The organism is Leucobacter sp. NPDC015123 (assembly GCF_043080205.1).
GTDB lineage: Bacteria > Actinomycetota > Actinomycetes > Actinomycetales > Microbacteriaceae > Leucobacter > Leucobacter aridicollis_A.
In genome coordinates this window covers 1-22,812 of sequence record NZ_JBIBVH010000012.1, presented here as the reverse complement: position 1 = coordinate 22,812, position 22,812 = coordinate 1, and the positions used below count along the sequence as shown (strand labels likewise).

The 22,812-nt window shown below is 65.5% G+C and carries 30 protein-coding genes; 22 read left to right on the top strand and 8 right to left on the bottom strand.

The annotated features are described in order from the left end of the window. Position 1: 1 nt before the first annotated feature. The 3 genes from ACF07D_RS15880 to ACF07D_RS15870 are packed head-to-tail and all read right to left on the bottom strand — an operon-like array spanning position 2 to position 1,708. Positions 2–763 (bottom strand): hypothetical protein, encoded by a 762-nt coding sequence (locus ACF07D_RS15880; protein ID WP_391505565.1) that lies wholly within the window; start codon positions 761–763, stop codon positions 2–4. A gap of 16 nt (positions 764–779) precedes the next feature. Next, positions 780–1,085, bottom strand: a complete 306-nt coding sequence (locus ACF07D_RS15875; RefSeq protein WP_391505564.1) for a hypothetical protein — start codon at positions 1,083–1,085, stop codon at positions 780–782. Positions 1,086–1,096: 11 nt separating this feature from the next. Further along, a complete protein-coding gene (locus tag ACF07D_RS15870; protein WP_391505563.1) occupies positions 1,097–1,708 on the bottom strand; it encodes a DUF6668 family protein in 612 nt (203 codons plus the stop codon). A 127-nt stretch (positions 1,709–1,835) separates the two neighbouring features. Between ACF07D_RS15870 and ACF07D_RS15865 the strand changes: the two genes are divergently transcribed. The 18 genes from ACF07D_RS15865 to ACF07D_RS15780 all read left to right on the top strand — a co-directional run bounded on the left by ACF07D_RS15865 (position 1,836) and on the right by ACF07D_RS15780 (position 14,853). Continuing rightward, positions 1,836–2,099 (top strand): helix-turn-helix domain-containing protein, encoded by a 264-nt coding sequence (locus ACF07D_RS15865; protein ID WP_391505562.1) that lies wholly within the window; start codon positions 1,836–1,838, stop codon positions 2,097–2,099. A gap of 14 nt (positions 2,100–2,113) precedes the next feature. After that, positions 2,114–2,611 (top strand): hypothetical protein, encoded by a 498-nt coding sequence (locus ACF07D_RS15860; RefSeq protein WP_391505561.1) that lies wholly within the window; start codon positions 2,114–2,116, stop codon positions 2,609–2,611. Next, on the top strand, positions 2,611–3,660 hold the full coding sequence (locus tag ACF07D_RS15855) for a peptidoglycan DD-metalloendopeptidase family protein (RefSeq protein ID WP_391505560.1): 1,050 nt from the start codon (positions 2,611–2,613) through the stop codon (positions 3,658–3,660). Before ACF07D_RS15860 ends, ACF07D_RS15855 begins: the two co-directional genes overlap by 1 nt. A gap of 16 nt (positions 3,661–3,676) precedes the next feature. Continuing rightward, positions 3,677–5,014 carry an AAA family ATPase gene (locus ACF07D_RS15850; RefSeq protein WP_391505559.1) on the top strand — a complete coding sequence of 446 codons (1,338 nt, stop codon included), beginning with the start codon at positions 3,677–3,679 and terminating at the stop codon, positions 5,012–5,014. Continuing rightward, entirely contained in the window at positions 5,011–5,820 is an 810-nt protein-coding gene (locus ACF07D_RS15845) for an FHA domain-containing protein (RefSeq protein WP_391505558.1), read from the top strand. Before ACF07D_RS15850 ends, ACF07D_RS15845 begins: the two co-directional genes overlap by 4 nt. Positions 5,821–5,848: 28 nt before the next feature. Further along, positions 5,849–6,082, top strand: coding sequence for a hypothetical protein (locus ACF07D_RS15840; protein WP_391505557.1), 234 nt, complete (start codon positions 5,849–5,851; stop codon positions 6,080–6,082). A gap of 179 nt (positions 6,083–6,261) precedes the next feature. After that, positions 6,262–8,160 (top strand): hypothetical protein, encoded by a 1,899-nt coding sequence (locus tag ACF07D_RS15835; RefSeq protein ID WP_391505556.1) that lies wholly within the window; start codon positions 6,262–6,264, stop codon positions 8,158–8,160. A 629-nt stretch (positions 8,161–8,789) separates the two neighbouring features. Continuing rightward, the gene (locus ACF07D_RS15830; protein WP_391505555.1) at positions 8,790–9,728 is read left to right on the top strand and encodes a DUF3560 domain-containing protein; all 939 of its coding nucleotides are present in this window, start codon (positions 8,790–8,792) and stop codon (positions 9,726–9,728) included. 390 nt (positions 9,729–10,118) lie between these two features. Further along, entirely contained in the window at positions 10,119–10,328 is a 210-nt protein-coding gene (locus ACF07D_RS15825; protein ID WP_391505554.1) for a hypothetical protein, read from the top strand. A 41-nt stretch (positions 10,329–10,369) separates the two neighbouring features. After that, a complete protein-coding gene (locus ACF07D_RS15820) occupies positions 10,370–10,894 on the top strand; it encodes a hypothetical protein (RefSeq protein WP_391505553.1) in 525 nt (174 codons plus the stop codon). Between the two features lie 355 nt (positions 10,895–11,249). Next, positions 11,250–11,498 (top strand): glutaredoxin-like protein NrdH, encoded by a 249-nt coding sequence (gene nrdH, locus ACF07D_RS15815; protein WP_391505552.1) that lies wholly within the window; start codon positions 11,250–11,252, stop codon positions 11,496–11,498. A 49-nt stretch (positions 11,499–11,547) separates the two neighbouring features. Further along, entirely contained in the window at positions 11,548–11,952 is a 405-nt protein-coding gene (locus ACF07D_RS15810; RefSeq protein ID WP_391505551.1) for a DUF6573 family protein, read from the top strand. A gap of 86 nt (positions 11,953–12,038) precedes the next feature. Next, positions 12,039–12,410, top strand: coding sequence for a single-stranded DNA-binding protein (locus ACF07D_RS15805; RefSeq protein ID WP_079941825.1), 372 nt, complete (start codon positions 12,039–12,041; stop codon positions 12,408–12,410). 112 nt (positions 12,411–12,522) lie between these two features. Beyond that, positions 12,523–13,329: a ParA family protein gene (locus ACF07D_RS15800; RefSeq protein ID WP_391505550.1), complete on the top strand. Its 807-nt coding sequence runs from the start codon at positions 12,523–12,525 to the stop codon at positions 13,327–13,329. Next, entirely contained in the window at positions 13,326–13,703 is a 378-nt protein-coding gene (locus ACF07D_RS15795) for a hypothetical protein (RefSeq protein WP_391505549.1), read from the top strand. Before ACF07D_RS15800 ends, ACF07D_RS15795 begins: the two co-directional genes overlap by 4 nt. A 35-nt stretch (positions 13,704–13,738) precedes the next feature. Further along, positions 13,739–14,095, top strand: coding sequence for a hypothetical protein (locus tag ACF07D_RS15790; protein ID WP_391505548.1), 357 nt, complete (start codon positions 13,739–13,741; stop codon positions 14,093–14,095). 7 nt (positions 14,096–14,102) lie between these two features. Then, a complete protein-coding gene (locus ACF07D_RS15785; RefSeq protein ID WP_391505547.1) occupies positions 14,103–14,483 on the top strand; it encodes a hypothetical protein in 381 nt (126 codons plus the stop codon). Further along, entirely contained in the window at positions 14,467–14,853 is a 387-nt protein-coding gene (locus ACF07D_RS15780) for a hypothetical protein (protein WP_391505546.1), read from the top strand. Before ACF07D_RS15785 ends, ACF07D_RS15780 begins: the two co-directional genes overlap by 17 nt. Here the strand turns inward: ACF07D_RS15780 and ACF07D_RS15775 are convergent. Next, positions 14,833–15,852: a DUF4113 domain-containing protein gene (locus ACF07D_RS15775; RefSeq protein ID WP_391505545.1), complete on the bottom strand. Its 1,020-nt coding sequence runs from the start codon at positions 15,850–15,852 to the stop codon at positions 14,833–14,835. The genes ACF07D_RS15780 and ACF07D_RS15775 overlap by 21 nt on opposite strands. A gap of 309 nt (positions 15,853–16,161) precedes the next feature. Here ACF07D_RS15775 and ACF07D_RS15770 point away from each other — a divergent pair, with 309 nt between their 5' ends. Then, positions 16,162–16,479: a hypothetical protein gene (locus ACF07D_RS15770; RefSeq protein ID WP_391505544.1), complete on the top strand. Its 318-nt coding sequence runs from the start codon at positions 16,162–16,164 to the stop codon at positions 16,477–16,479. A gap of 66 nt (positions 16,480–16,545) precedes the next feature. Here the strand turns inward: ACF07D_RS15770 and ACF07D_RS15765 are convergent, their stop codons facing one another. Continuing rightward, positions 16,546–16,929: a MerR family transcriptional regulator gene (locus ACF07D_RS15765; RefSeq protein WP_210698954.1), complete on the bottom strand. Its 384-nt coding sequence runs from the start codon at positions 16,927–16,929 to the stop codon at positions 16,546–16,548. Between the two features lie 189 nt (positions 16,930–17,118). Here ACF07D_RS15765 and ACF07D_RS15760 point away from each other — a divergent pair, with 189 nt between their 5' ends. Beyond that, complete coding sequence (locus ACF07D_RS15760; protein ID WP_210698955.1) at positions 17,119–18,633, top strand: SulP family inorganic anion transporter; 1,515 nt, start codon at positions 17,119–17,121, stop codon at positions 18,631–18,633. A 31-nt stretch (positions 18,634–18,664) separates the two neighbouring features. Here the strand turns inward: ACF07D_RS15760 and ACF07D_RS15755 are convergent, their stop codons facing one another. After that, positions 18,665–19,687, bottom strand: a complete 1,023-nt coding sequence (locus ACF07D_RS15755; RefSeq protein ID WP_391505543.1) for a hypothetical protein — start codon at positions 19,685–19,687, stop codon at positions 18,665–18,667. A gap of 54 nt (positions 19,688–19,741) precedes the next feature. On the opposite strand from ACF07D_RS15755, the gene ACF07D_RS15750 reads away from it, so the two are divergent. Continuing rightward, positions 19,742–20,299 (top strand): hypothetical protein, encoded by a 558-nt coding sequence (locus ACF07D_RS15750; RefSeq protein ID WP_391505542.1) that lies wholly within the window; start codon positions 19,742–19,744, stop codon positions 20,297–20,299. A gap of 329 nt (positions 20,300–20,628) precedes the next feature. On the opposite strand, the gene ACF07D_RS15745 is transcribed toward ACF07D_RS15750, so the two are convergent. Beyond that, positions 20,629–20,964 carry a helix-turn-helix transcriptional regulator gene (locus tag ACF07D_RS15745; protein ID WP_210698956.1) on the bottom strand — a complete coding sequence of 112 codons (336 nt, stop codon included), beginning with the start codon at positions 20,962–20,964 and terminating at the stop codon, positions 20,629–20,631. Beyond that, complete coding sequence (locus ACF07D_RS15740) at positions 20,954–22,009, bottom strand: tyrosine-type recombinase/integrase (protein WP_210698984.1); 1,056 nt, start codon at positions 22,007–22,009, stop codon at positions 20,954–20,956. The genes ACF07D_RS15745 and ACF07D_RS15740 overlap by 11 nt, the downstream gene beginning before the upstream one ends. Before the next feature lie 452 nt (positions 22,010–22,461). On the opposite strand from ACF07D_RS15740, the gene ACF07D_RS15735 reads away from it, so the two are divergent. Then, complete coding sequence (locus ACF07D_RS15735) at positions 22,462–22,737, top strand: hypothetical protein (protein WP_391505541.1); 276 nt, start codon at positions 22,462–22,464, stop codon at positions 22,735–22,737. Positions 22,738–22,812: the final 75 nt, after the last annotated feature.

Here is a 22,812-nt window from a genome sequence, read left to right as displayed (position 1 = left end):
TTCACTCCCCCCAGGCGACGTATCCCGCAATATTCGGGATAGCTACTACTTCAATCGGATCTTCCTTTGCGGAGCTGAGCTTCCAGTCGCCGTCTTCCCAAAGCAGGTCGTAGATCGTTGACACAGTGACGGCCTGGCCATTGGCGTTAGTTGTCACTGCCATATCAACTCGGGCGCTGTCGCCGTCGTACTGCAGAAGCCGGAAGCCGGCAATCTGCATTCGAGGCGGAGACGCAGACGTCGCGCCGGACGGGGATTCGTCCAGTTCGCTCAGGAGCTGTTCGCTGAACGGCCCATCAGCCAGGAAGTACTTCATCCACTGAGGCGCGAGAACGGTGTCTGTGCCCAGAGCAACCGCATTTGCGGCCGCATACACAGCACCTTCGGGTGAGCGCTGGAAGCAGTAATAGAAACCGCTCTCGTCGGTTTCGCCAGGCCCATATTCCTTCGAAATGGGATGTGAAGTAGTGCCGATGTACCCCCACTCGTCAACGGTCGGAGCTTTGCTTAGGCGTGCCTGTTCGAGCACGTCTCCGTCGAGGCCGCAAACGCTACTGCCGCTCCCCTCTCCCTCATCGGGAGTGGGAGCGGCAGTAGTCGCCGGCTTCGAGGGGTTCGAGTCAGCATCATCGTTACCACCCAGCGCGAAGATGATCGAGAGCACGACGCCCGCGATCACCAGGAGCATCACCAGCGCACCGGCCATCAGGAAGCCCGGTCGCGTCCAGGGGCTCTGCTGATGCTGAGTTTCCTCGTTAGCCATGAGTCACGCCCTCCGCTCAGGCACCCGAGAGGAAGCCGACGATGGCAACGGCAGCTGAGATGACGACGACGCCACCGAGCACCATGCCGATCTTGCCGACGTGCTCGCCGCCCTCGCCGCGACGGGAGTTGATGCCCATCATGGCTCCGGCTGCGAACAGCGCGAGGATCGCCACGGCGAGGGCTACCCACTTGGCCCAGCCCATGATCGCGGTGAACCCGTCGGTGCCGGGAGGCTGCACGGGATCGGGGTTCGGCAGATCCGCCGGCAGCACTGCTGCGACTTCCACCGCCGTCTGAATGGCGGCCACAAGAACGCTCATCGTTATTCCTCTCAATCAGTGGTGCCGACGGCACCGGTTTGGGTAAGTGTGTTCAGCTCGTCGACCATGCGGCGAACCTCCCGCGGAGCGTCAGGGAGTGAAATGGGTTCCCCCAGACGCCACGATTCGATCCACGGCACCGACCAGGTGCGCGGTACGCCCCCGCCGACCAGACGCGCGAAGTCGCGCAGGGGTCGCGGGAGCCGGCCCGGTGCGTCGGCGACGATCGCCAGGCCGAGGACTTCGACATTCGGCACCAAGCCGGCGGCCCATTGGGTCGCTGCTGCTTGCGCCGCTTGCAGGCCACTCATCGACGAGCGAGCCACCAGCACGACACGAGTAGGCGTCGGGGATGCCGCGTGCGGCCACATATGGCCGGCAGCGGGCCAGTTTGGTACGAGCTGCGACAGGCTCGACTCCCCCGCTCCCCCGTGGACCCCCAGCCAGCACAGCGTGGCCAGCGGTGCGCGGTCGACGACGGGGAGCTGCACGGACGGCGCGGGGATGCCGCGCTGCGGTGCCGTCGGGCCCGATGGCTGCTGCACCGGCTCTACGGCAACATGCGTAGCCGTAGGCTCAGGGTTCGCGGGCCGCGATACCCACGGGTTTGCTCCATCAGTCAAGACAACTCCTTGGATAATGGTATTGAGATCATTCTCAAGTCTACCATGATATAGGGCAAATTGGGGTAAGTATGTATAACAGAGTGCAAGACTATACGGTTTATCGAACTTGGTGTAATCTGGTTGCATGCACAGAAGGTGGGCAGCGATGAACGCGGCGGCAAGCGACGCGCTCGATGCGCTGTTCGCCGGCTACCCGGAAACGCTGACCGTTGGCGAGGTGTCGACCTTGCTGCGCAAGACGACGACAGGGATCTACGGCATGTGCAAGGCCGGCAAGCTCCCGGCTTACCAGGTCGCCGGCCACTGGCTGATCCTCCGTGACGCGCTCAAAGAGCAGATGCGCCAAGGAGCCTCGATCGGCCAGGCGGACGTAGAAGAGGAACCCTAAGAACAGGAGACAGTATGCGGCGGAGTTTACTTGTGACGGCGCTGACGCTTTGCGCCGTTCTCGTGACAGGATGCGCGGGCGACCCTGAGCCCACCGACACCGCTCCGTCGCCGACTGCAGACGCGCACGCACACGAGCATTTCGAAGACGATTACGGGCCGATTCCCTCGCCCTCATGGGAGGACTCGGACCGGGCCGCTGCGATCACCGCGGCAGAAACCGCGATGCGCGCGTATGCACGGCCCACCATCACTCAGGAGGAGTGGTGGGCCGACATGGAGCCGCTGCTGAACCAGCAAGCCAGCATCGACTATGCCTGGGTGCAGCCTCAGTCGATCCCGGCAACCAAGGTGACCGGGCCTGGCTCCATCACCGATGACGAAAGCGCCCTCGTCGTTTTCGTCGACGTGCCCACGGACGCCGGCACGTACAACATCATCTTGAACCGCGACGGCGCAGGGGAACCGTGGCTCGTCGCCCGGTTCGTTCCGCCGGAGACAGCGGGCAACTAATGGCCGGCGACAGTCAGAAGAAGCTCGGCCCTATCGCCATTCTCACGGTGCCGCTTTTCATCGTGGCACTTGTGTTCACCGTCGTACTGACGGCCAGTACCGCCAATTGCGGCTCCTCATCGGGATCAGGCGGCAGCGTCTCAGTCGACCCAGACAGCGTGCCCGACATCAACATCGGCGGCTACGGTCACGAACAGCTCGTCAACGCCGCGCACATCATCACGGCCGGCGAAGACCTCGGCCTGAGCGCCCGAGACCAGACCATCGGCGTCATGACCGCGATGGGCGAATCATCCCTCAAAGTGCTGGACTACGGCGATGCCGTCGGCCCTGATTCCCGCGGCCTGTTCCAGCAGCGCGACAACTGGGGGCCGATCGAAGACCGGATGGACCCCTACAAGAGCGCCACCATGTTCTTTGAAGCGATGGTCAGGAACGTGCCCGATGCGGAACGTGAAAGCCTCGCACCGACGCTCGTTGCTCACCGAACGCAGATCAACGCTGACCCGTACCACTACGAAAAATACTGGGATACGGCCGTGCAGATCGTCGAGGAGCTGTCCGGCAAGACCACCCAGCTCGGCGCTGGCGGCGCAACCTGCAAGGACGACACCACACCCGGACACGTCGGCAAAGACGGCTGGGCAAGCCCCGGAGACGGGCCGATCACCGACCGCTACGGCCCTCGCGCAGCGATCCCCGGCGTCATCGGCGCGCAGTTCCACACCGGCCTCGATCTTCAAGCAGGCGGCTGCTACGGCCCCATCTGGGCGGCCCACGATGGCACCGTCAGCAACGTGTTCATCGACTCGTTGGGTAACTGGTTCCTCGTCGTTGACCACGGCGGAGGCGTTATCACGCACTACGTGCATATGTATGCCGATGGGCTGATCGCGAAGACCGGCGACAAGGTAAAGGCCGGCGAGCAGATCGCCCGCACCGGTTCGAGCGGGGCCAGCACAGGATGCCACCTGCACTTCGAGGTGCAGATCGACGGCGAATTCACGAACCCCGAACCGTTCCTCGCCGAACGCGGAATCACTTACTAGGAGAAGGAGCGACACCATGAGCACAGACACCACGGCCGCCTGGCCGCGCGTCGCTGCCGTCATCAAGGACGACGGCAGCGGAGAGGTCAACATCAGCGGGAAAACTCACCCCGTGCAGGCCGAAGACCTCCCCGGAGCTCGAGCTGCGGTCGTCGAGCTCGTCGCTGACACGGCCGACAAGCTCGGCCGTAGCGTACGCGCTACGATGACCGACCCCGAGGGCGATTGGCCGCTCATCATCGCGGCAGACGGCACCGTGGAGGCTGACGACAGCACCCCCGCACGGCCGCGTGAGCGCGACGCTGAGGACAACGAAACCCCGTCGGCCGAAGAGCCCGCGATCGCCACAGACTCCCCCGCGGCCGCCACTGTCGGTCCGGCACCCGAGCATGCCGCGGTTCCGGCGATCGCCACGGAGCCGAAAGCGCCGGCCACCAGGCGCGAGGCCCGACAGTCGTTCCTCACCCAGGAGCAGACCGAGGAGCCTGCGACCCGTGGATGGCGCGGTGCCCTTTCCCGCGTCGGGCTCCGAGTGAGCCCGAGCGACGCCGAGCGCTCGGAGCGCGCCGACGTCCACGAGGTAAGCCAGCACTGGCCCGGACCCCGCACTATCGCCATCGTCAACGGGAAGGGGGGCGCGAGCAAGACTCCGACAACGGTTCTTCTCGCCGCGGTATTCGCCCGTTACGGCGGTGCCGGCGTCCTCACCTGGGATAACAACCAGACGAGGGGCACGCTCGGATGGAGGACCGAGCAGGGGCCGCACGATGCCACCCTGCTTGACCTCCTCCCTCAGACAGACCGGCTGCTGAGCACGGGTGCTCAGTCGGCCGACCTTGCCCATTTCGTGCACCACCAGACGCGCGATCGCTACGACGTGCTGCGCTCCAAGCCGATGGAACTGGCCAGCGCTCAGCGCGTCGACGCCGCCGACGTCGACGCCATCCACCAGGTGGCCAGCAAGTATTACCGGCTGATCTTCATCGACAGCGGCAACGATGAGTCCGACCCGATGTGGCAGCGCATGATCGACCACACCGACCAGCTCGTGGTCGCGACCACGACCCGCGACGACCACGCCGAAGCCGGCGCGCTTCTCCTCGAAGCGCTCGCCGAGCGCGACGAGCGCACCGCCCAGCTCGCAGCACAAGCCGTCGTCGTCGTGAACCAGGCCGATCCCAAGGCAAACAACGTCGGCCGCGTCGCAGACGGCTACCGCGCGATCGCACGCGACGCCATCACGATCCCCCACGACCCCGCAATGGTCGATGGAGTGCTGCGGTACGGCTCCCTCCGACCCGCGACACAGCGCGCCTGGCTCGCCGCCGGCGCTGCCGTCGCACGCGGACTATGACCACCCCCGACAAGACCCACCGGGTAGCGGACTGGCCGCGCATCAGCGCGACAGTCCGCCCCGATGGGTCCGGGGTGCTCACCATCAACAAGACCGATCGACTCTGCCACGCAGCCAGCGTCGACGAGCTGCGCACCGGCATGATCGCTCGCTGCGCAGTGATCGCCCAGCAGCTCCGCCGCCCCGTACGGTTCGAGGTCACCGACGATGCCGGCACCTGGCAGCTCGCCATCCGGCCCGAAGGCTACGTGCAGCTCATCGACGACGCCGGCAAGATCCCGCCAGCAGAAGGCCTCACCGTCCACGACGGCCCCTGCCGAGTCTGCCGGCACATTCAGCCCATCACCGCGGCGACATGCGAGCAGTGCGGCATCGCCGGCCCACATCGCGTCGACGTCCAGGTAGTCGGCCCGCCGGCAGAGCACGCGATCGAGCGCACGCCGCCCTCTGATACGCCGGCCCCGGCCACGCGGCCGACGCTCCGCCTCTTCCTCAGCACGGCTCACGAGCCCGTCGACGTCGACAGCGCCGCAATCGGCCGCCGGCCCGAGCCCGTCGACGGCCGCCGGCCCATCGCCGTACACAGCCCCGGCCGCATGCTCTCGCGCACTCACGCACTCGTCGACGTCGACGACGCCGGCCAGATCCTCGTCACCGACCACCACAGCGGCAACGGCGTAGAGACGGCGACCGAGCCGCCCATGACCTTCCAGCCAGGCCGCCCCTACGTCGTTCAGCCAGGAACCACACTCCGCCTCGGCGACGTCACATGCCGCATCGAACTTCGTAGCGTGTCGCTGAGTTAATCCTAGGAACAGTGCTATCGTTTCGAGCATGGCAGTTCGTCGACGGCCCCGCGGCTCAATGGTCGACCCGGTTTCGATCGGGTACGTCATCGAGCGCTCGGCCAAAGAACGGCTCGACCGTATCGCTGAACACTCCAACGTGTCATCAGCAGTGATGTTCGAGCAGATGGTCGCGAACACGCCGCTTACTGATCGTGGGGTGCCGGTTTGGTGGCCCGAACCAGAGCTGAAAGACGGGGAGTTACCTATCGACACCGCGTAAATGAGTGATCCCCCCACTCCGGGGAGTGGGGGGATCGGAAGTCAGTACCTGAGCCGCGAAAGTTTGGCGACCGAACGGTTCAGGTGAATCAAAAGCCCCGAGGGGTTTTTGCCTGCCTTGAAGGAGGTGGCACCATCGTACCATCAGAACCGCTTAGTCCTATATGTACGTCTATCGGCGTGGCGTGGGCGCTCACCGCTGAGCTGAGCCCACGGCCGCGCGTGCGCGTCGCGCTCGAAGACGTCGAGGGCACAACGCTGAACCTCTACGGCTCCACCGCGCCCGTCGCCGGCCCCGCCCCCGATGCGCCGTGGGCGGTCATGCTCGCCGACCGTGACGGCAGATTCCACCTGATCGCGTTCGACCTCGATGCGAAAGAAGGCTCGGCCGCGGCCGCCGAAGACGCCCGCACCATCTCCGCCTACCTCGCGCGGTTCGGCATTGCGCACGTCATCTGCGAGTCCGGGCCGACCGGCGGCCGCCACGTATGGATCGCGCTCGCCGAGCCCGCAGACGCGCAGCTCGTGAAAGACCTCGGCATCGCCGTGAAGCGCGCCTGCCCGAGCCTTGACCGCACCCCCATCAGCAACCCGTCGACGGGTTGCGTGCGGCCCCCAGGAGCACCCCACCGACTCGGCGGCCACTCGCGCGTGCTCAGTGGCGACGTCGCCGCCCTCACCACGCCCACCACCACCACGGCGCAGCTCGTGCAGCTCGCCTCACAGCTCAACACCGACTACCCGGTAGACAGCAGCGCTACCGCCCGCTCTGAGGCCGGCCCGCTGCCCGTCGACGAGACCGGGCAGGTGTACCTCCCCGGCCCACGCCGGCCCCTGCCGGCCGGGAGCGACGAAGCCCTGCACCAGGACGTCACCCGCGACACCGACGCCTCAGCGGTGCTCTGGCGCGTGCTCATCGGTGCCGCGGCCGCACGCTGGCGCTACGCCGAAGTCGCAGCGCTGCTCCCCACGGCTCCCGGCCTAGAACACGCCCGCACCGAGCGCCGCAGCAAGGGCTCCGCGCAGCGCCGGCCGCGCCCCGCGCACGGCTCGCACTCCTCACAGGGCGTTCTCCGCGCACAGTGGACTCGCGCAGTGAAGCGCGTGGCCACGACCCCCCGCCAAGTCGGAGAAGACCCCACGTTCGAGCCCCGCGCCGCGGCGATCGCCGAGCACGTCGACCAGGTGCAGACCCGCGCCGACGCCTCCGTAGGCCGCTGGACGCGCGGTGGCGGCCCCTCAGACCGCCGCATCCTCGATACCCTCTGCCTCCTCGCGCTACAGGCCGTCAGCGCCTCTGTGGAGGCCGATACCCGCCGCCTCGCTGTCCTGGCAGGGGTCGGCCGGGAAACCGCGCGTACGGCGCTCCTACGCCTCGCCGAAAGCGGATGGATCACCCGCACCCTCGGCGCCGATGGCCCCAATGGAGCGCACTGGACCATCGACCCCCAAGAAGCTATCCACAACCACCTAGACACTGCCCGGTCACAAGCGGGCGCTCGCCCCGCAGGGGCGGCGGCCGCCCACCGGGATCTACTCATCAACACCCTGACTACCCGACTGCAGCAAGCCCGCCACGACGTATTCACCTGCACTCGGGCTCTCGGACTCCACGCTGGAAACACCTATGCTCGGCTCTCCTCCCCCCTCCCTCTCGAAGACGTCGCCGCGGCAACCGCTCAGACGATGGGAAGCGCCCTGCACGTACTTCACCGCCTCGCATCGCACGGGCTCGCCCGACTCACCCGTGCCGGCTGGACGTCGACGCACCCCGACGAACGCGACCGCGCGGCCGCGCAGCTCGGCGTCGACGGCCGCCTAGCCGCACGCGAAGACGCCTACACCGTCGAGCGCGTGCATTGGGGATGGTGGCAAGCCGAAGTGCTCCGACTCAGCAGCCCTGGCAGGAACGGCAACAAACGCGCAGCTCGACACGAACAGCAAGCATTCGTACTCGGCCGCGCATGGGATCGCTACCCCGCCTACCCCCGCACCTTCGACGGCCGCCCCGATCATCACGCAGCCCGCGATGCCATCCGAACCGGACTCCTCCCCCAGTTCTACGAACTCGCCGCATAACCCCGCCCTCAGCAGCTCCACCGCAACCAAACCCCATTTGAGGGCAAGTGATCGCTTGCGATCGCGCGGCAGCCCCACCGCACCCGTTGTCGTGCGCCAACACGTGGACGGCTGCAAGCACCCGACCACCTGGTGACGACGACTGTTCGGCTCGCCCGCCCCACAGTGGGCACAGCTCAGCTATCGCAGGGCTGACCTGCACCCAATGTGGACGGCCGAGCATCGTCATGGTCGGCCGCAGGCCTCCCGCAGCAGCTCGGAGAGCTGAGCCGGCCGCATCCGCGGCCGACGGCCGGCGACCGAGGCCGGCCTACTTCGAGCAGGCCGCTGCGCGGCCGCACTCCCCCGCGCTGACGCGCTCATTCATTTGCCGTTGATGCCTTCGGCAGCATAGCGAGCGCTCTGCTTCTCGCATCCGTCCGGTCACCCGCTGCGCGGCCTCCCTTGACGCGACACCCTCGCCCGTCTCTCGCTGCGCTCGGCCGTGCGGGGCCGTCACTACGGCTGCGCTCCGCGGCCGCGCTCGCGCTGGCACAGGGTGCCATCAACGGCAAAAAGAAATCGAGGGGAACCAGAGAAGCCCACCAAATAGAGGCATTATCCCCAATAGAGACAATGGAGACACGGACATGCTGACCATCACCCACACGCACGAGGCCGGAACGATCATCGAGGGCACCGAGCGCGGCGACGGCACCGCCCCGATCCTCAAAGCGAACGGATGGCGCTGGGGCCGCAGCATCGCCGCATGGTACGTGCCGCACACGCGCGATCGCCTCCCCAAGGATTACGTCATCACCCGCACCGCCTCAGCGCTCGAAACCGCCGGCTTCGAGCTGGCCCTCGAAATCGACCGCACCACCCGCAGCACGGGCGAGGTCGAGGCGGCCAAGGCCATGCGCCAGGCCAACCGTGTTGACGCGCTCGAATCGAAGGCGCTGCGCAAGAACGCGACCGCACAGCAGGCATGGAACCGCGCAGACGCCGCCGGTAACGCGCTCCCCGAGGGCGGCGAGCCCATCAAGATCGGCCACCACTCCGAGCAGCGCCACCGCAACGCGATCGAGAAGGCGCACCGCCGCATGGGGCAGGCGATCGCCGCCGACGCCGAGGCCGAGGAAGCCGCACGGCGCGCCCGCGTCGCGGCCGCCACCACGAGCGCCCGCTACAACCCCGTGACCGTCGCGAACCGCATCGAGAAAATCGCCGCCGAAATTCGCCGAGTAGAGCGCAGCATCGTCGCCGACGTCTACGACCGCGAAAAGGGCTACGTGCCCGCCACGAAGGAGCAGCAGGCCAAGCGCGCCGAGCACTACGCGCCGCAGCTCGACGAGCTGCGCGACCAGCTCGCCTACTGGGAGCAGATCCGCGCCGACCAGATCGCCACCGGCCAGGCCACCAACTACAGCCGCGAGACCGTCAAGAAGGGTGACGCCGTGAAGATCCGCGGCACCTGGTCACTCGTGCAGCGCGCCAACCCCAAGACCGTGCGCATTCAGGTGCAGCCCGGATGGGATCTCAGCTACGCGTGGGCCGAGGTCCAGGACCACAAGCCCACCGCCGAATAGAGGCATTATCCCCAATAGAGGTAAAAGGGGTAGAGGGGCCGCGCGCGAGTGCGGCCCCAGCCGCGCCCCGCGCGGCGCGAGGGTGCGACCCCCTCGCATTCCCCCAGCTCGAACCGACGGAGCGGCCCGAGCAAAACGACGGCCGGCAAGCCGGCCGCAGCAGGCGCAAGCGCCCCATTTATTGCCGTGATGCCTTCGGCACTGTAGCAACCGCTCTGCTCCACGCATCCGTCCGGGCGGCCGCTGCGCGGCCTTCCTTGACGTGCTGGCCTCGCCCGTCTCTCGCTGCGCTCGGCCGTGCGGGGCCAGCACTACTCCTGCGCTCCGCTGCCGCGCTCGCTGTGGCACTACGTGCCATCAACGGCAAAAAAATTGAGAGGGAGAGAACCCGTGCAGAGCATCACCACCATCACCACGTTCGTGCCCGTCGTCGACGACACCGAGATTCAGCGCCAGCTCCGCAAGCTCGGCGAGCGCGAAGAAGACCTCGCCCAGCACGCCCGAGCCGGATACACGCTCGCGCACACCGCGACGATCACCGGCCCCGACTTCACCACGTTCGTTGACACGCTCACCCGCGACAACGAGAACAGCAACTAATAGAGGCATTATCCCCAATAGAGACAATGGAGGCATTAGAGATGACGAACACCGACCAGCAGCAGGCCATCGAACGCTTTATCGCCTACTGGGATGAGGGCATGGCCGCGGACCTCGCACCCAGGCTCACATGCGGCGAAACCGAGGCGATCGCGGACCTGTTCACCGCGCACAAGCGCCGCGACCTCGCGGCCGAGTGGATCAACCAGCACAGCTACACCGACGACTCAGGCGACAGCCACCACCGCAGCGCAGGCCAGGGCATCCGCTACGAGCTGGCAACCATCACCGAATCAATCGCCGTGGTCGAGCTGGCCGAGGAAGATCCCAGCGCCTTCGGCGCAGGGCACCTGGTGCTCTACCGCAGCGACGACAAAACCCGCCGGTTCGCGATCACCGAACGCACCGACAAGCCCGAGGACGACGACACCCGCGAAGTGATCGGCTGGCACTGGTGCGCCGAGCGCTACCAAGCCGGAGGCTGGACCACCGACGCCGAGGGCGAAGTCACCGACGACGACCTATCCGCACTCGTCGAGGCCGCCTGGACCTGGGCCACCCGGTGAGCTGCAACCGCGCCCCTCACGGGGCGCGGTGCGAGGGTGCGACCCCCTCGCACTCCCCCAGCTCGGGCCGACGGAGCGGCCCGAGCATTACGACGGCCGGCAAGCCGGCCGCAGCAGGCGCAAGCGCCCAATTTATTGCCGTTGATGCCTTCGGCAGCATAGCGAGCGCTCTGCTTCTCGCATCCGTCCGGTCACCCGCTGCGCGGCCTCCCTTGACGCGACACCCTCGCCCGTCTCTCGCTGCGCTCGGCCGTGCGGGGCCGTCACTACGGCTGCGCTCCGCGGCCGCGCTCGCGCTGGCACAGGGTGCCATCAACGGCAAAAAAATATGAGGGGTGAAGAGAGAATGAGCACCATGAACACCGAGAGCCTGACGGTCTACACCAAGCCCGGATGCGTGCAGTGCACCGCGACGTATCGCGCACTCGACGCAAAGGGCATCCCGTACGACGTCGTTGACCTCAGCGAAAACGACGACGCCCTGGAATACGTGAAGCAGCTCGGCTACCTCAGCGCCCCCGTTGTCGTCGTCGACGATCAGGAACACTGGGGCGGATTCCGCATCGACCTAATCGACCAGCTCGCCGCACGCCTCGCCGAGTAACCCAGCCCCTAATAGAGGCATTATCCCCAATAGAGACAATGGAGACACCATGACTGCACACGAAACCTTCGGCCCGATCGTCGCCAGCTACACCCGAGCCCAGGCGCTCGATGACGGAGCGCTCGTCGACGTTACCGAGATGGCACAAGACGCACGATTCCGCGTACCCGTCGCGCTCACGCGAGATGCGTGGGCCGAGGCGGTCGCGTGGGATGACGACAGGCCCGAGCCGCAGGACGAAAGCGGCCGGCTCTGGGATGTTCTCTACCTCGCAGGCCATGCAGCATCGAGAACAGCCGGCAGCAACCGTGTCACCTTCCGCGTGCTGCGCGTACCCAACGAGAACCGCGGGCACGACTGGAACCAGCCCGAGCCGATCGAGCTTGCCCTGCACATCGGACCCGGCGACAACGCAGAACCCGTCATCACCATCATGCTCCCGGACGAATCGTGAAACACTAATGCCTCTATTGTCCCTAATAGAGGCATTAGGTATAATAGAACTACATCGACCCTTACCTGCACACGAAAGGAATGGCAATGAGCTACATCACCCGCACCGGAAACCTCGTCGAAGCCCCGACCCTTCGCCGCAACGACAAGGACACGCCGTACACCTACGCCCGCGTCGCCGTTTCCGACCGACTCAGGGATAAGGACACCGGCGAATGGTACGACGGCCCCACGATCTTCTACTCGGTGAACGTGACCGGCCAGCAGGCAGAACAGCTCGTCGAGGCAGCCGAGATCTCCGGCAATATCCGCGTCACCTTCTCCGGCGATTACCGCGTCACCTCGTACAAGCCCGAGGGCGGCGAGGAGCGCGTGCAGCACGAGGTGCGCGCAGATGAGGTGGGCGTCAGCCTCCGAAACCAGCGCGTCACCGTTTCGAAGATCCGCCAGGGCGATTGACGATCGCACCCAGGGAGGGCCGCAACCGGCGGCCCTCCCAATAAATGGGTCTAATAGAGGCATTAGACCCATTAGGTACAATAGAGGCATTAGAGATAGAGAGTTGGACACCATGACCGCAACCCGTGAGGCCGTCATCCTGACCGCCTGCAACCAGAAAGGCGGCGTGGGCAAGTCGACCACGCTGTACCACCTCACGCGCGCCGCGGTGATCGCCGGCCTGCGCGTGCTCGTCGTCGACGCCGACCCCCAGGGCAACATCACCCAAGTGCTCACCGAGGGAGTAGGGGAGGAAGAACCCGGCCTCGCAGACGTGCTCAGCGACTACGCCAGCGAAACCCTCGAAGAGGTCATCGTGCCGGCGATCTGGGAGAACGTCGACGTCGTACCCACCACAGGCGAAACGCTCGGTGTCGTCCGCGACCAGCTCGTGGTGGCCGGCGCCGGCCGCGAGGCCCGCATGCGCAAGGTGCTAGAGCCCGTGCGCAGCCGCTACGACCTGATCTTGATTGACTGTGGCCCGAACCTCGATCAGCTCGTCATCAACGCTCTGACGGCCGCTGACGGCGCTCTCGTGGTCACTCAGACCAAGCTCTGGTCGGCAAACGGCCTCGCAAAGCTGCTCGATACCGTCACCGCAGTCACCCAGAGCTACAACCCCCGCTTGCGCGTCGCCGGAATCGTGCTCAACCAGCACGAGGCGCGCACCATCGGCGGCGGACACTGGGCCGAGGAAATCACGGCCGCAGCCGAAGCCCGAAACCTCCCGCTGCTTGCGCCCCCAGTTCCCAAGCGCCAGGCGATCGCCGACGCCACCGAAGAATCACGCGGCCTCGACGAAGGCGACGCCGACGCACGCGAACTCGCCAAGATCTACGCCGGCTACCTGGCCGAGCTGACCGGAAGGAACGAACGATGAGTACCGAACGCAAGAGGCGCACATCGAGCCTGGCAGGGCTCACGCCTGTAACCGCACCGCCGACGCCAGAGCCGGCGGCCGAGGCTCCTGCAGTCCATGCACCCGCTGCACCCGCAGCACCCCGCACGCGGCCGCAGGCGAAGCCCTCGAAGGGAAGCCGCAAGATGAACTACTACGCGGATGAAGACCAGCAGGGCCGCATCCGCGCCGCCTACTACGCCGGCCGCGACACGTACGGGTGGCAGACCCTCACCGACATGCAGAACCAGATCATCATGCAGCGCGTCGAAGAACTAGAGCGCGAGTTCAACGGGGGAGCGCCGTTCGAGCCCGTGCACCCCGGCTCCATCTCCCGCGGTCGCCCCCTCGAATAACGCCCCATGTCCGAGGTTCGCGAAAGGATGACGCGATGAACACCGATACCGACTTCGAGGCGCGCTGGCCGGAACTGTTCGAACCGCTCACACCGCAGCAGCGAGAGCAAGCCATCGGAGCGTCCTGGTACGTCCTCAAAGACGGATTCCCGCTCACCAGGGAGGCCGCGGAGCGCATCACCAGAATGCTCGTCGACGACCCCCAGCAATTCGCGATCCTCTACGCCCCATACACCGAGGCAGAGGACACGACGTATGAGGATCTGGCCGAGCGCGCGGAGCGCGGCGACCTCACGGCGATACCAGGCACGGCACGGCGCGGGCCGGAAGTTGCCGAGGAAGCGCAGCGGCTCCTGAAAGAAGCCGGCTACGACCCCGAAGAGAAGGATTGACAGACGAATGGCTATCAACGAAGAAACCCGACAGCTCGAAATAGCGCGAGAGGTCGAGGAACTGACCCGCACCCTGGCACACTCGACGCGCACCGTTCCCCACCCGAACGAGTCGTACAACCTGATCGCCGAGCTGGGCCTGATCGTTGACCACGTGCAGCAGGTCTCAAAGCAGCTCGCACAGTGGCACCAGGGCGTCGTCGACGGCACCCACTACAACGGCCTCGAAGGGGAAAAGTACGCCCCTGAAAACGTCGTGCCGTTCCTGCACAGCGCCGTGAACGCGCTAGGAGAAGCATCCGGGGCGCTCGGCTCGGCGCACTCGATCAACAGCGGCATCCGCTGGTATGAGGAAGCCCAGGAGCGCGCGAATGAAGGCGAACGATGAAGAACGCTCAGAGAGCCGGGAGGCCGCGGTAATGGGATTGGACGTGAAATTCTTCATCCTCGCGAAAACCGAGGAAGGCTGCACCGTCGAGGCGAAATCTTCGCTTGCACGCTACATCTATGTTGCTGACGAAAGCGATCCTCGATGGGGCTACTGGCCGATGATCGAGAACGAAGCCCGAGAATTGCGGGAGCATCATTTGCCGGCAGACGGTGAGTTGTGGCTGAGCCACGAGGAAGTTTACGACGTCGCCGGTCTGCGCGAATCAGCTTCTCGCGGTGAGTCATGGCGACTTGACGATGCTGGTCTTGAGGATCTGCGCAAACGATATGAGGCAGCCCAGGAGCGCTCAGGCGCGGACGGTAGCTAGTTCAGCCCAGTGCGTCGTCGCCCGCGGGGTGAGCATGTCGCGCTTCATCGTCCAAGACGGCCCCGGCCGGATGCCTCCGTATCCGAGCCCGATCAGCTCGCGGCCGCCCGTCTTCTTCTGCACCGCATCAATTAGCGTGGCGATGCTTGCATCCTCGTGCGACGCCCGGAAAAGCTCGAGCGATAGGTGCGTGTCGGCCGGCAGCAGATCCGTGAGCATCAGGCCGGCCCGGGCGTAGCGGGTGCCGTCCTGAATCTGGGGGAGGAGCTGGTGAGCTGCGCGCGTGAGCTCGACTGGATCGGCCGTCGGAAACGGGAGCCGCAGCCGTACGCTCGGGTAGTGCTTCTGCTCGTGCCAGTGGCTCGTGCCGGCGAATGCGGTGAGCGACCGAGCGACCTGTGAATGCTTCACCAGGCGCGTAGCCGCCTGTTGCGCGTAGATCGACAGAGCTTGCCGCATGCCCGCTACCGTGGTCACCTTCTCGCTGAAACTGCGCGAGACGATGAGCTGATCCTTCTTGCCCGTGCGATCCTCCTCAGGCCCGATCACAGCGACGCCGCGCAGCTCCAACGCGGTGCGCTGCACAACCACGTTGAACCACTTGCGGATCTGCGCCGCATCCACCGTCGCAAGATCCCATACCGACGTCACCCCGTAGCCGGCTAACCGCCGTTCGAGGCGAGAAGCGATACCCCATACCTCAGACACCGGCAGACGCTCCATGAGCTGCCGCCGCCAGCTCTCCCGCGTCGCCGGCCACACGCACACGCCATCGAACGCCGGCACCTTCTTAGCTGCTCGGTTCGCGAGCTTCGCCAGCGTCCGAGTCTCCGCGATCCCGACACAGACGGGCACGCCGATGAGTCGGTGCAGCTCGTCCTTGATCGACCGGCCGAGCCGCGCCATAGCTTCGGGATCGGCCGCCGTGCGGCGATCGACCGTCAAGAATGCCTCGTCGATCGAGTACACATCGAGGTCATGCGTGAAACGCTCTAGCACCTCTACTGGTAGGTCCGATTGTCGAAGAGTGCACTTTTCGGCACGGCTAGGCGACGATGCGAGCTCGCATGCGAAGGATGTGGGCAGGCAGCGCCCGACCACGGTAGGTGAACATCCGGCGACGAAGCCTGCAACCGGGCAAGTGGTACGAGGACTGAAAGCCCGAGTGCCCAGTGGGTCAGGGCCTCGAGTCGGTGCGCCCGATCCCGCTACGAGATCAGGGGCCGCATCGACACGCTCCTCGCCGAGCTGATCGACGATCGGGCGTGACCAGAGCGGAGCTCGGGCTGGTGCGGGAAGATTGAGAGCATGGACGTTCAGGTGTTGTGCATCGACGACTGTCCCAACTCGGAGACGGCGGTCGCGCTGATGCGCCGCGCACTGGACTCGGTCGGGCTCGTCGATACGCCAATCGAAGGCCGGGTGATCAGCTCTGAAGCCGAGGCGGTCGGGGCTGCTTTCGGGGGGTCCCCCACATTTCTGATCGACGGAGCAGATCCCTTCCCAGGCCGCCGCACTCGCACCCTGGCCTGCCGGATCTACGCCACCGAGAACGGGCTTGCCGGCACCCCGACCCAGACCGACCTCGAGCAGGCCATCCAGAGGAACCAGCAATCGGACGGGTGAGAGAGCGCGGCGACACCCACCCATTCAGAACGGCTAGATAGCGGTCCCCGTGATGCCTTGGGCGGACTAACTCGTGATGTGGTCGCCCAGCAGGCCGATGAACTCGTCCGCGGCGGCGAGCTGCTTCTCGAGCTTCGCCCGTCGCTGCTCGGCGTCAGCAAGGAACTCGGCGAGCAGCTGCTTGGCCTCGGCCCCGGAAGAGTGCTCGGACTGGGTCATTTCCAGTGCGCGCAGCAGGTCGCCCATCTGCTCCAGTGAATACCCGAGCGGCTTCATCCGGCGGATGAGCATGAGCCGTTCGTAGTCGCCCTCGGTGTAGAGGCGAAAACCGCCCTCGGACCTGCCGGAAGGCTCCAAGAGGCCGATCTCGTCGTAGTGGCGCAACGTCCTCAAGGACAGCTCCGTGCGCTCAGCCAGTTCGCCGATCTGCATCATTCCAGTTCCAGGCATGGCACGGCTCCTTCCAGTTCGCTTCCAACACTCACGTTACGTTAGGGTTGGTTTTCGTGCCCGCATGTTCTTGCGGGTTTCATCCCGACTTCCGGCCCCTACCGGGGCGCTGTCGGGCGCGCGCAGACGCGCACTCACACTTTCGATGGTGTCACATCGACCCATCTCGACCCCTGGGAGGCCTGCCTCATGACGACTATGACCGACGACAAGACGCGGTATCGGCCCGAGCCCTCGGTGCTGACTGCGCTGAAGAGCCCGCGGATCCTCACGCGCGAAGTCCTCGCCGGACTCGTCGTGGCCCTGGCGCTCATCCCGGAGGCGATCTCCTTCTCGATCATCGCCGGAGTCGATCCGAAGGTCGGGCTGTTCTCGTCGTTCATCATGGCGGTCACGATCGCGTTCGTCGGCGGACGCCCCGCCATGATCACGGCTGCGACCGGTGCGATCGCGCTGGTCATCGCGCCCGTGGCGCGCGAGTACGGCATGGACTACTTCATCGCGACGGTGCTGCTCGCGGGCGTGCTGCAGATCGTGCTCGCGGTGCTCGGCGTCGCGAAGCTCATGCGATTCATCCCGCGCAGCGTCATGGTCGGCTTCGTGAACGCCCTGGCGATCCTGATCTTCATGGCTCAGGTGCCCGAGCTCGTGGGGGTGCCATGGATGGTGTACCCGCTCGTCGCGGTTGGACTGGCGATCATGGTCCTCATGCCGAAGATCACCAAGGTCATCCCCGCACCCCTGGTGTCGATCGTGCTCGTCACCGCCGCGGTCGTGGTCTTCGCAATCAACGTGCCCGCCGTCGGCGATAAGGGCGAACTGCCTCGCAGCCTGCCCGAGCTGTTCATCCCGAACGTGCCGCTCACCTGGGAGACGCTGACGATCATCGCCCCGTACGCGCTGGCGATGGCGCTGGTCGGCCTCATGGAGTCCCTGATGACGGCGAAGCTCGTCGACGACGTCACCGACACTCACTCAAACAAGACGCGTGAAGGCTGGGGCCAGGGCGTGGCGAACATCGCGTCGGGCTTCTTCGGCGGCATGGGCGGCTGCGCGATGATCGGTCAGACCATGATCAACGTCAAGGCGTCCGGTGCCCGCACCCGCATCTCGACCTTCCTGGCAGGCGTCTTCCTGCTCATCCTCATCGTCGTCCTCGGCGACGTGGTCGCCATCATCCCGATGGCTGCGCTGGTCGCAGTGATGATCATGGTGTCGGTCGGCACCTTCGACTGGCACTCCATCAAACCTTCTACCCTCAAGCGGATGCCGAAGAGCGAAACGGCCGTCATGGTCATCACCGTCGCCGTGGTCGTCGCGACCCACAACCTCGCGATCGGCGTGATCGTCGGCGTCTTCGTCGCCGCGATCATGTTCGTGCGCCGAGTCGCGCACCTCGTCGACGTCACCCGCGAGGTCACCGAACGGGACGGCGCTCAGGTCGCGCACTACACGGTCGAGGGTCAGCTGCTGTTCGCGTCCAGCAACGACCTGACCACGATGTTCGAGTACGCGACCGACCCCGAACGGGTGGTCATCGACCTCTCGAAGTCGCACGTATGGGACGCGTCGACCGTCGCCGCGCTCGATGCGATCCAGACGAAGTACGAGCATCATGGCAAGACCGTCGAGTTCGTCGGCATGAACGACTACACGACGGCGTTCCACGCTCGGCTCACCGGCGGGCTCGGGAACGGTCACTGACCTGCAGGAGGCAATGACGGTCGGAGCTCAATCAGGGTTCTGCCCGGAGCTTTGGATAGTCCGTCCAGTCGCCACTGGCAAGGCGCGACCACGCGGCTGCTGACGCTGCCGTGATGCCGAGGAGATCGGAGACGATTCGTGGGTGCATCTGCCGGGTCAGTTCGATCAGCGCGGTCGTTCGAGCGCTTCCTGAACGCAGCCCCTGCTGGCGCAGGCGTCGGCTGAGTGGGCCTGGTGTGAGATGCAACCCCGGATTCCTGCCAGGAAAGAGCCATCCCTCGGGCCGGTGTCTCGATGTGTCAGCGAGCTCGGCGATCGCATTCCCGAGGACCTCGGGCAGTTCGATTGGCTCGGCTCCGATGGTGAGTTTCACCGGTCGCGATGTCACGTCGACCTGATCACGGGTGAGCGCGACGATGCGAGTGAGGTGGAGGCCGTAGAGGAGCACGAGCAACCCAGCGGCACGCGTCTTGGGATCCATGTCGAGGTCCGAGAGGAACCTACGAGCCATCTGCCACCGATGGTCGGATTCGTAGTGCCGGCCCTCGAGGTGGCTCGTGCGGAACTCGACGTGGAGTGTGCTGAGCCGGTGCCGTCGCAGCCAGCGTGTGAACGGGGCGAGGGCGTCGCGCTGGCTCGGTGAGCCCGTGAGAAATGCGTCGAGTCCGCGCTGCGAGAAGGTGGCCAGTGTCTCGTGCTGCGATCGGATCTCGTGCAGGAGCGCGGCGCAATGCTTGAGTGCTGCTCGCTGTCTCTGGAAGCCGGCCGCGGGGCTTGAGAGGCCCTGAGACACGGCCCGGAACGCTCTGGTGGACCGGAGAAGCTCCCAGGTGCAGTATCGACGCAGGATCAGCCGATCATCGGCAGCTTCGATGGTCGCCAACCATTCTTCAAACCAGTGATCGAAACGCACGGTCTCGACGTCGAGTTCTGGCAGCACGTTGGAGCGGACCAGCAATGAGAGAAGGAAGGCGACCGACTGGCCAGACCGGGCTCTCGTGATGATCGCGTCCGCAGTGAGAGGCAGGGTTCCTTCTGCGAGTTCACGGAGCACAGCGGCGCATTTGCTCTTGTGCTGCCACCGCTCGAGAGAATTCGCCTTGCCGTGATGTGTGAGGAGGTAATCCGCAAGCGGCTGGAGCTCGGGACGGACATTGCCTGTGTCATCGCAGAGGAGCCGCTGGATGGTGATCGGTCGTCGACACTCAGCGCAGAGGCGGTGCTTGCGCACTTCCTCGATCGATCCGCAGCTGGGGCATGCCATCGTGATCGGCGAGCCAGCGCAATCGGCGCAGACCTTCTGCCCATTCATGAACCCGGTGAGGAACACCTTGCGTCCGCACTCAGGGCAGCGTTGCGGGGTGCGCATCGCGTAGTAGCAACGAGCGCATACTCGCCGCCCGTCGAGATGGGAAGCGACACGTCCCGGTTCGCCGCAGAGCCCGCAGGTCTTGATCGGTGCGGTGTAGCAGTTCAGGCAGACGAGCTCGGGACGGCGGACGACGATAGTCGCGTGCAGACCGCACCGGGAGCAGAGACCGAACGATCGACGATCAGCTCGCCAACATTCGCGGCAGTACCGCTTCCCGTCGATGGTGCGCTGCACCGGCCTGACCCGCCCGCAGGTCGCGCAGGCGACCGATCTGGCGTTCCGCTCGCAGCGTGAGCAATGCCGCCCGCCGTTCGGGGTCTTATGCGGCATCCGGACTGCTCGCCCACATGACTCGCACGTCGGCAGCACCACCCGGCTCGCTCCTTCCGCGACGAGTGCGTGGGCCAGGTCTTGGACGGTTACCGGCACGTTCCGGTGCTGGCCCTCCAACACCCCGGGCTGCTTCAGCAGTGCGAGTTCGAGAAGCCGTTGCGTGAGGGGGACCGGGGCGACCGAATGCACGATCTCGGCCAGTTGCTCGGGTGAGATCTCAGGAACGAGGGGACGGACGAGAGCGATGACCTCCGCGACCCTCGGCTCCTGCGGAGGCTTCGCCGCCACGGCTACTTCGTGCGCGGCCGGCGGATGGCGGCGCGGACCGGCCGGAGGTCGCCGATGGATCCCCGCGTCGCCTCCTCGCCCACGGCGATCGGGACCGCGGCCTCACGGCGCGTGACTGTGACGAGATCGTCGAGCGAACATTCCAACGCATCGCAGAGCGCTGCGAGGACATCGAGGCGGACCCGTTGTGGTGGCTGCGTCACAAGTCGATACACCTGCTCCCGCGACAGGTCGATGCCGCGCTCCTCGAGCAGCGGCTTCAGCTTCGACGTCTGGAAGATCCCGCGTGATGCCATCACGCTGCGCAAGTTCCAGCCGGTCTCGAGTTCAATGGCCATCAGCTTCTCCTTCGATCAGGGCCTTCAACGCCTCCGCGAGCACCCGGTTCTTATAGTCCGAACTGACAGAGGCGTAGATGGAAGTCGTCGACGCGTGCATGTGCCCCACCTGCTCCTGGACAAACCGCTCCGCGTAGCCGAACTCCAGGAGGTGCGTGACGTACGAATGCCGGAGGCTATGCAACGTCAGATCCTTCGACAGGCCGGCCTCGTCGCGCAGTTCCGCGAATCTCCGGTCGAGATACCCGGCGGACAGGCGCGTGCGCCGCTCAGTCACCCAGAGCGCATCGAGGTCGGCACCCGGGGCGAAACGCTCCCTCGCCTGCTCGAGCCACTGCTGCATACCTGGCACCCACCAGTCGAACTCCGGCACCAGCAGCACCGTCCGACGACGAGGCGCACCACCTCCCGCCGCCTTTGCCCATCGCACATGGATCGCGCCGAAGCGTCCCCATTGGCGCATCTTGGAGTTGTGATGCAAGTCAACGGTGTCGAGCATCACTGCCTCGGTGCGGCGCAACCCGAACGCGTACACGGTCTTCAGCAGCTGCGCGTCCCTCAGGGCTCCGAGCGCGCCCTTCCGCCCGGAACTGGCCAGCAGTTCGACACGGGCATCGGCCGTGTCGAACAGGCGCTCGACCTCGTCATACGTGAACGGACGACGCTTCCCGTCACCTTCGAACTCAAACCGGTGGGCGACCGTGTTCCACGGCAAGCACACCTGCGACGGGACCTCACCGAACTCCCGATCGCAGATCTCCATCCAGTCGTACAACGGGCTCGTGAGATAGTCGCAGAAGCCTCGGATCGAGCCATGATTCGCACGCATCGTTGACAGCGTGCGAGTGCGACCGCCGGATTCTGCGGTGAACTCGTCGACATCCGCGACGCTCCACTTCCACGGCGGTTTGTCCACAAAATCACGGAACCGCACCACTGTCGCTACCCGATTCCGGATGGTCTGCTCACGGAGCCCTCGCGACAACTGCTGATTCCGCCAGCCCTCGATCATCGCATCGAAGACCTGCTGCTCCGGGTTCGCCAACACGATGTTCGACGACGAAGTGATCAGCCGAAGCGCGGCAGGAGAGGCCCCAAAATCTTGCATCAGATGCAACAAAGTACGGGAAGGTGCATCACCATGTCAACCCGGATCCCAGCATCAGCGAGATCACGCTGATATGGTCGGAGCGGGTTCGCACTGGTGCGACCAATAGACGAGCTTTGCAAGCGTGAACAGTTGCATCTGTTGCAACACGCGACGGTTCATCACGCGCCGGCTCATATCGCCGTACAGCTCATAGTTCGAGGACACCGCGACCAGGCCCATTTCCCCGCGGTATTGCATCAGATGCGAGATCCGAACGGGCGTCTGCGTCAGAAAGGCTATCGGTCGTTTCGATAGCCCCGCGATTTTCCGCGCGACGAGGTCTGACGGGCTGATAGATTCGCATCTAATGCACGATTAGCGCGTTATGTGGATGGATTGGGTGGTTGATGGGACGAGTTCCACACGGTGCGTCGTCACTGTATCTTGCGGGCGGGGTGTCGTTCCTCAACGCTCATGAGGCCGTGTTTGAGGCGATGATCGAGGGCTGGCGGATGCAGCAGATCGGTGGCCGACATCTCAAGGAGGATTCGGTGTCGCGCGCTTTGGGCGTGGTCCGGAGGTTCGAGTCGTACGCGGGCAAGAAGCCGTGGGAGTGGTCCGCGGGCGACTTTGACGAGTGGATGGCGCTGCTGGTGTCGCAACGGGGTCTGCTGAAGGTTTGATTGACTCTTGTCCACTTCGTGCGAGCGGGTGGGGAACAGGAGAATAGTTACACGATGAGGTATTCAGAAGAATTC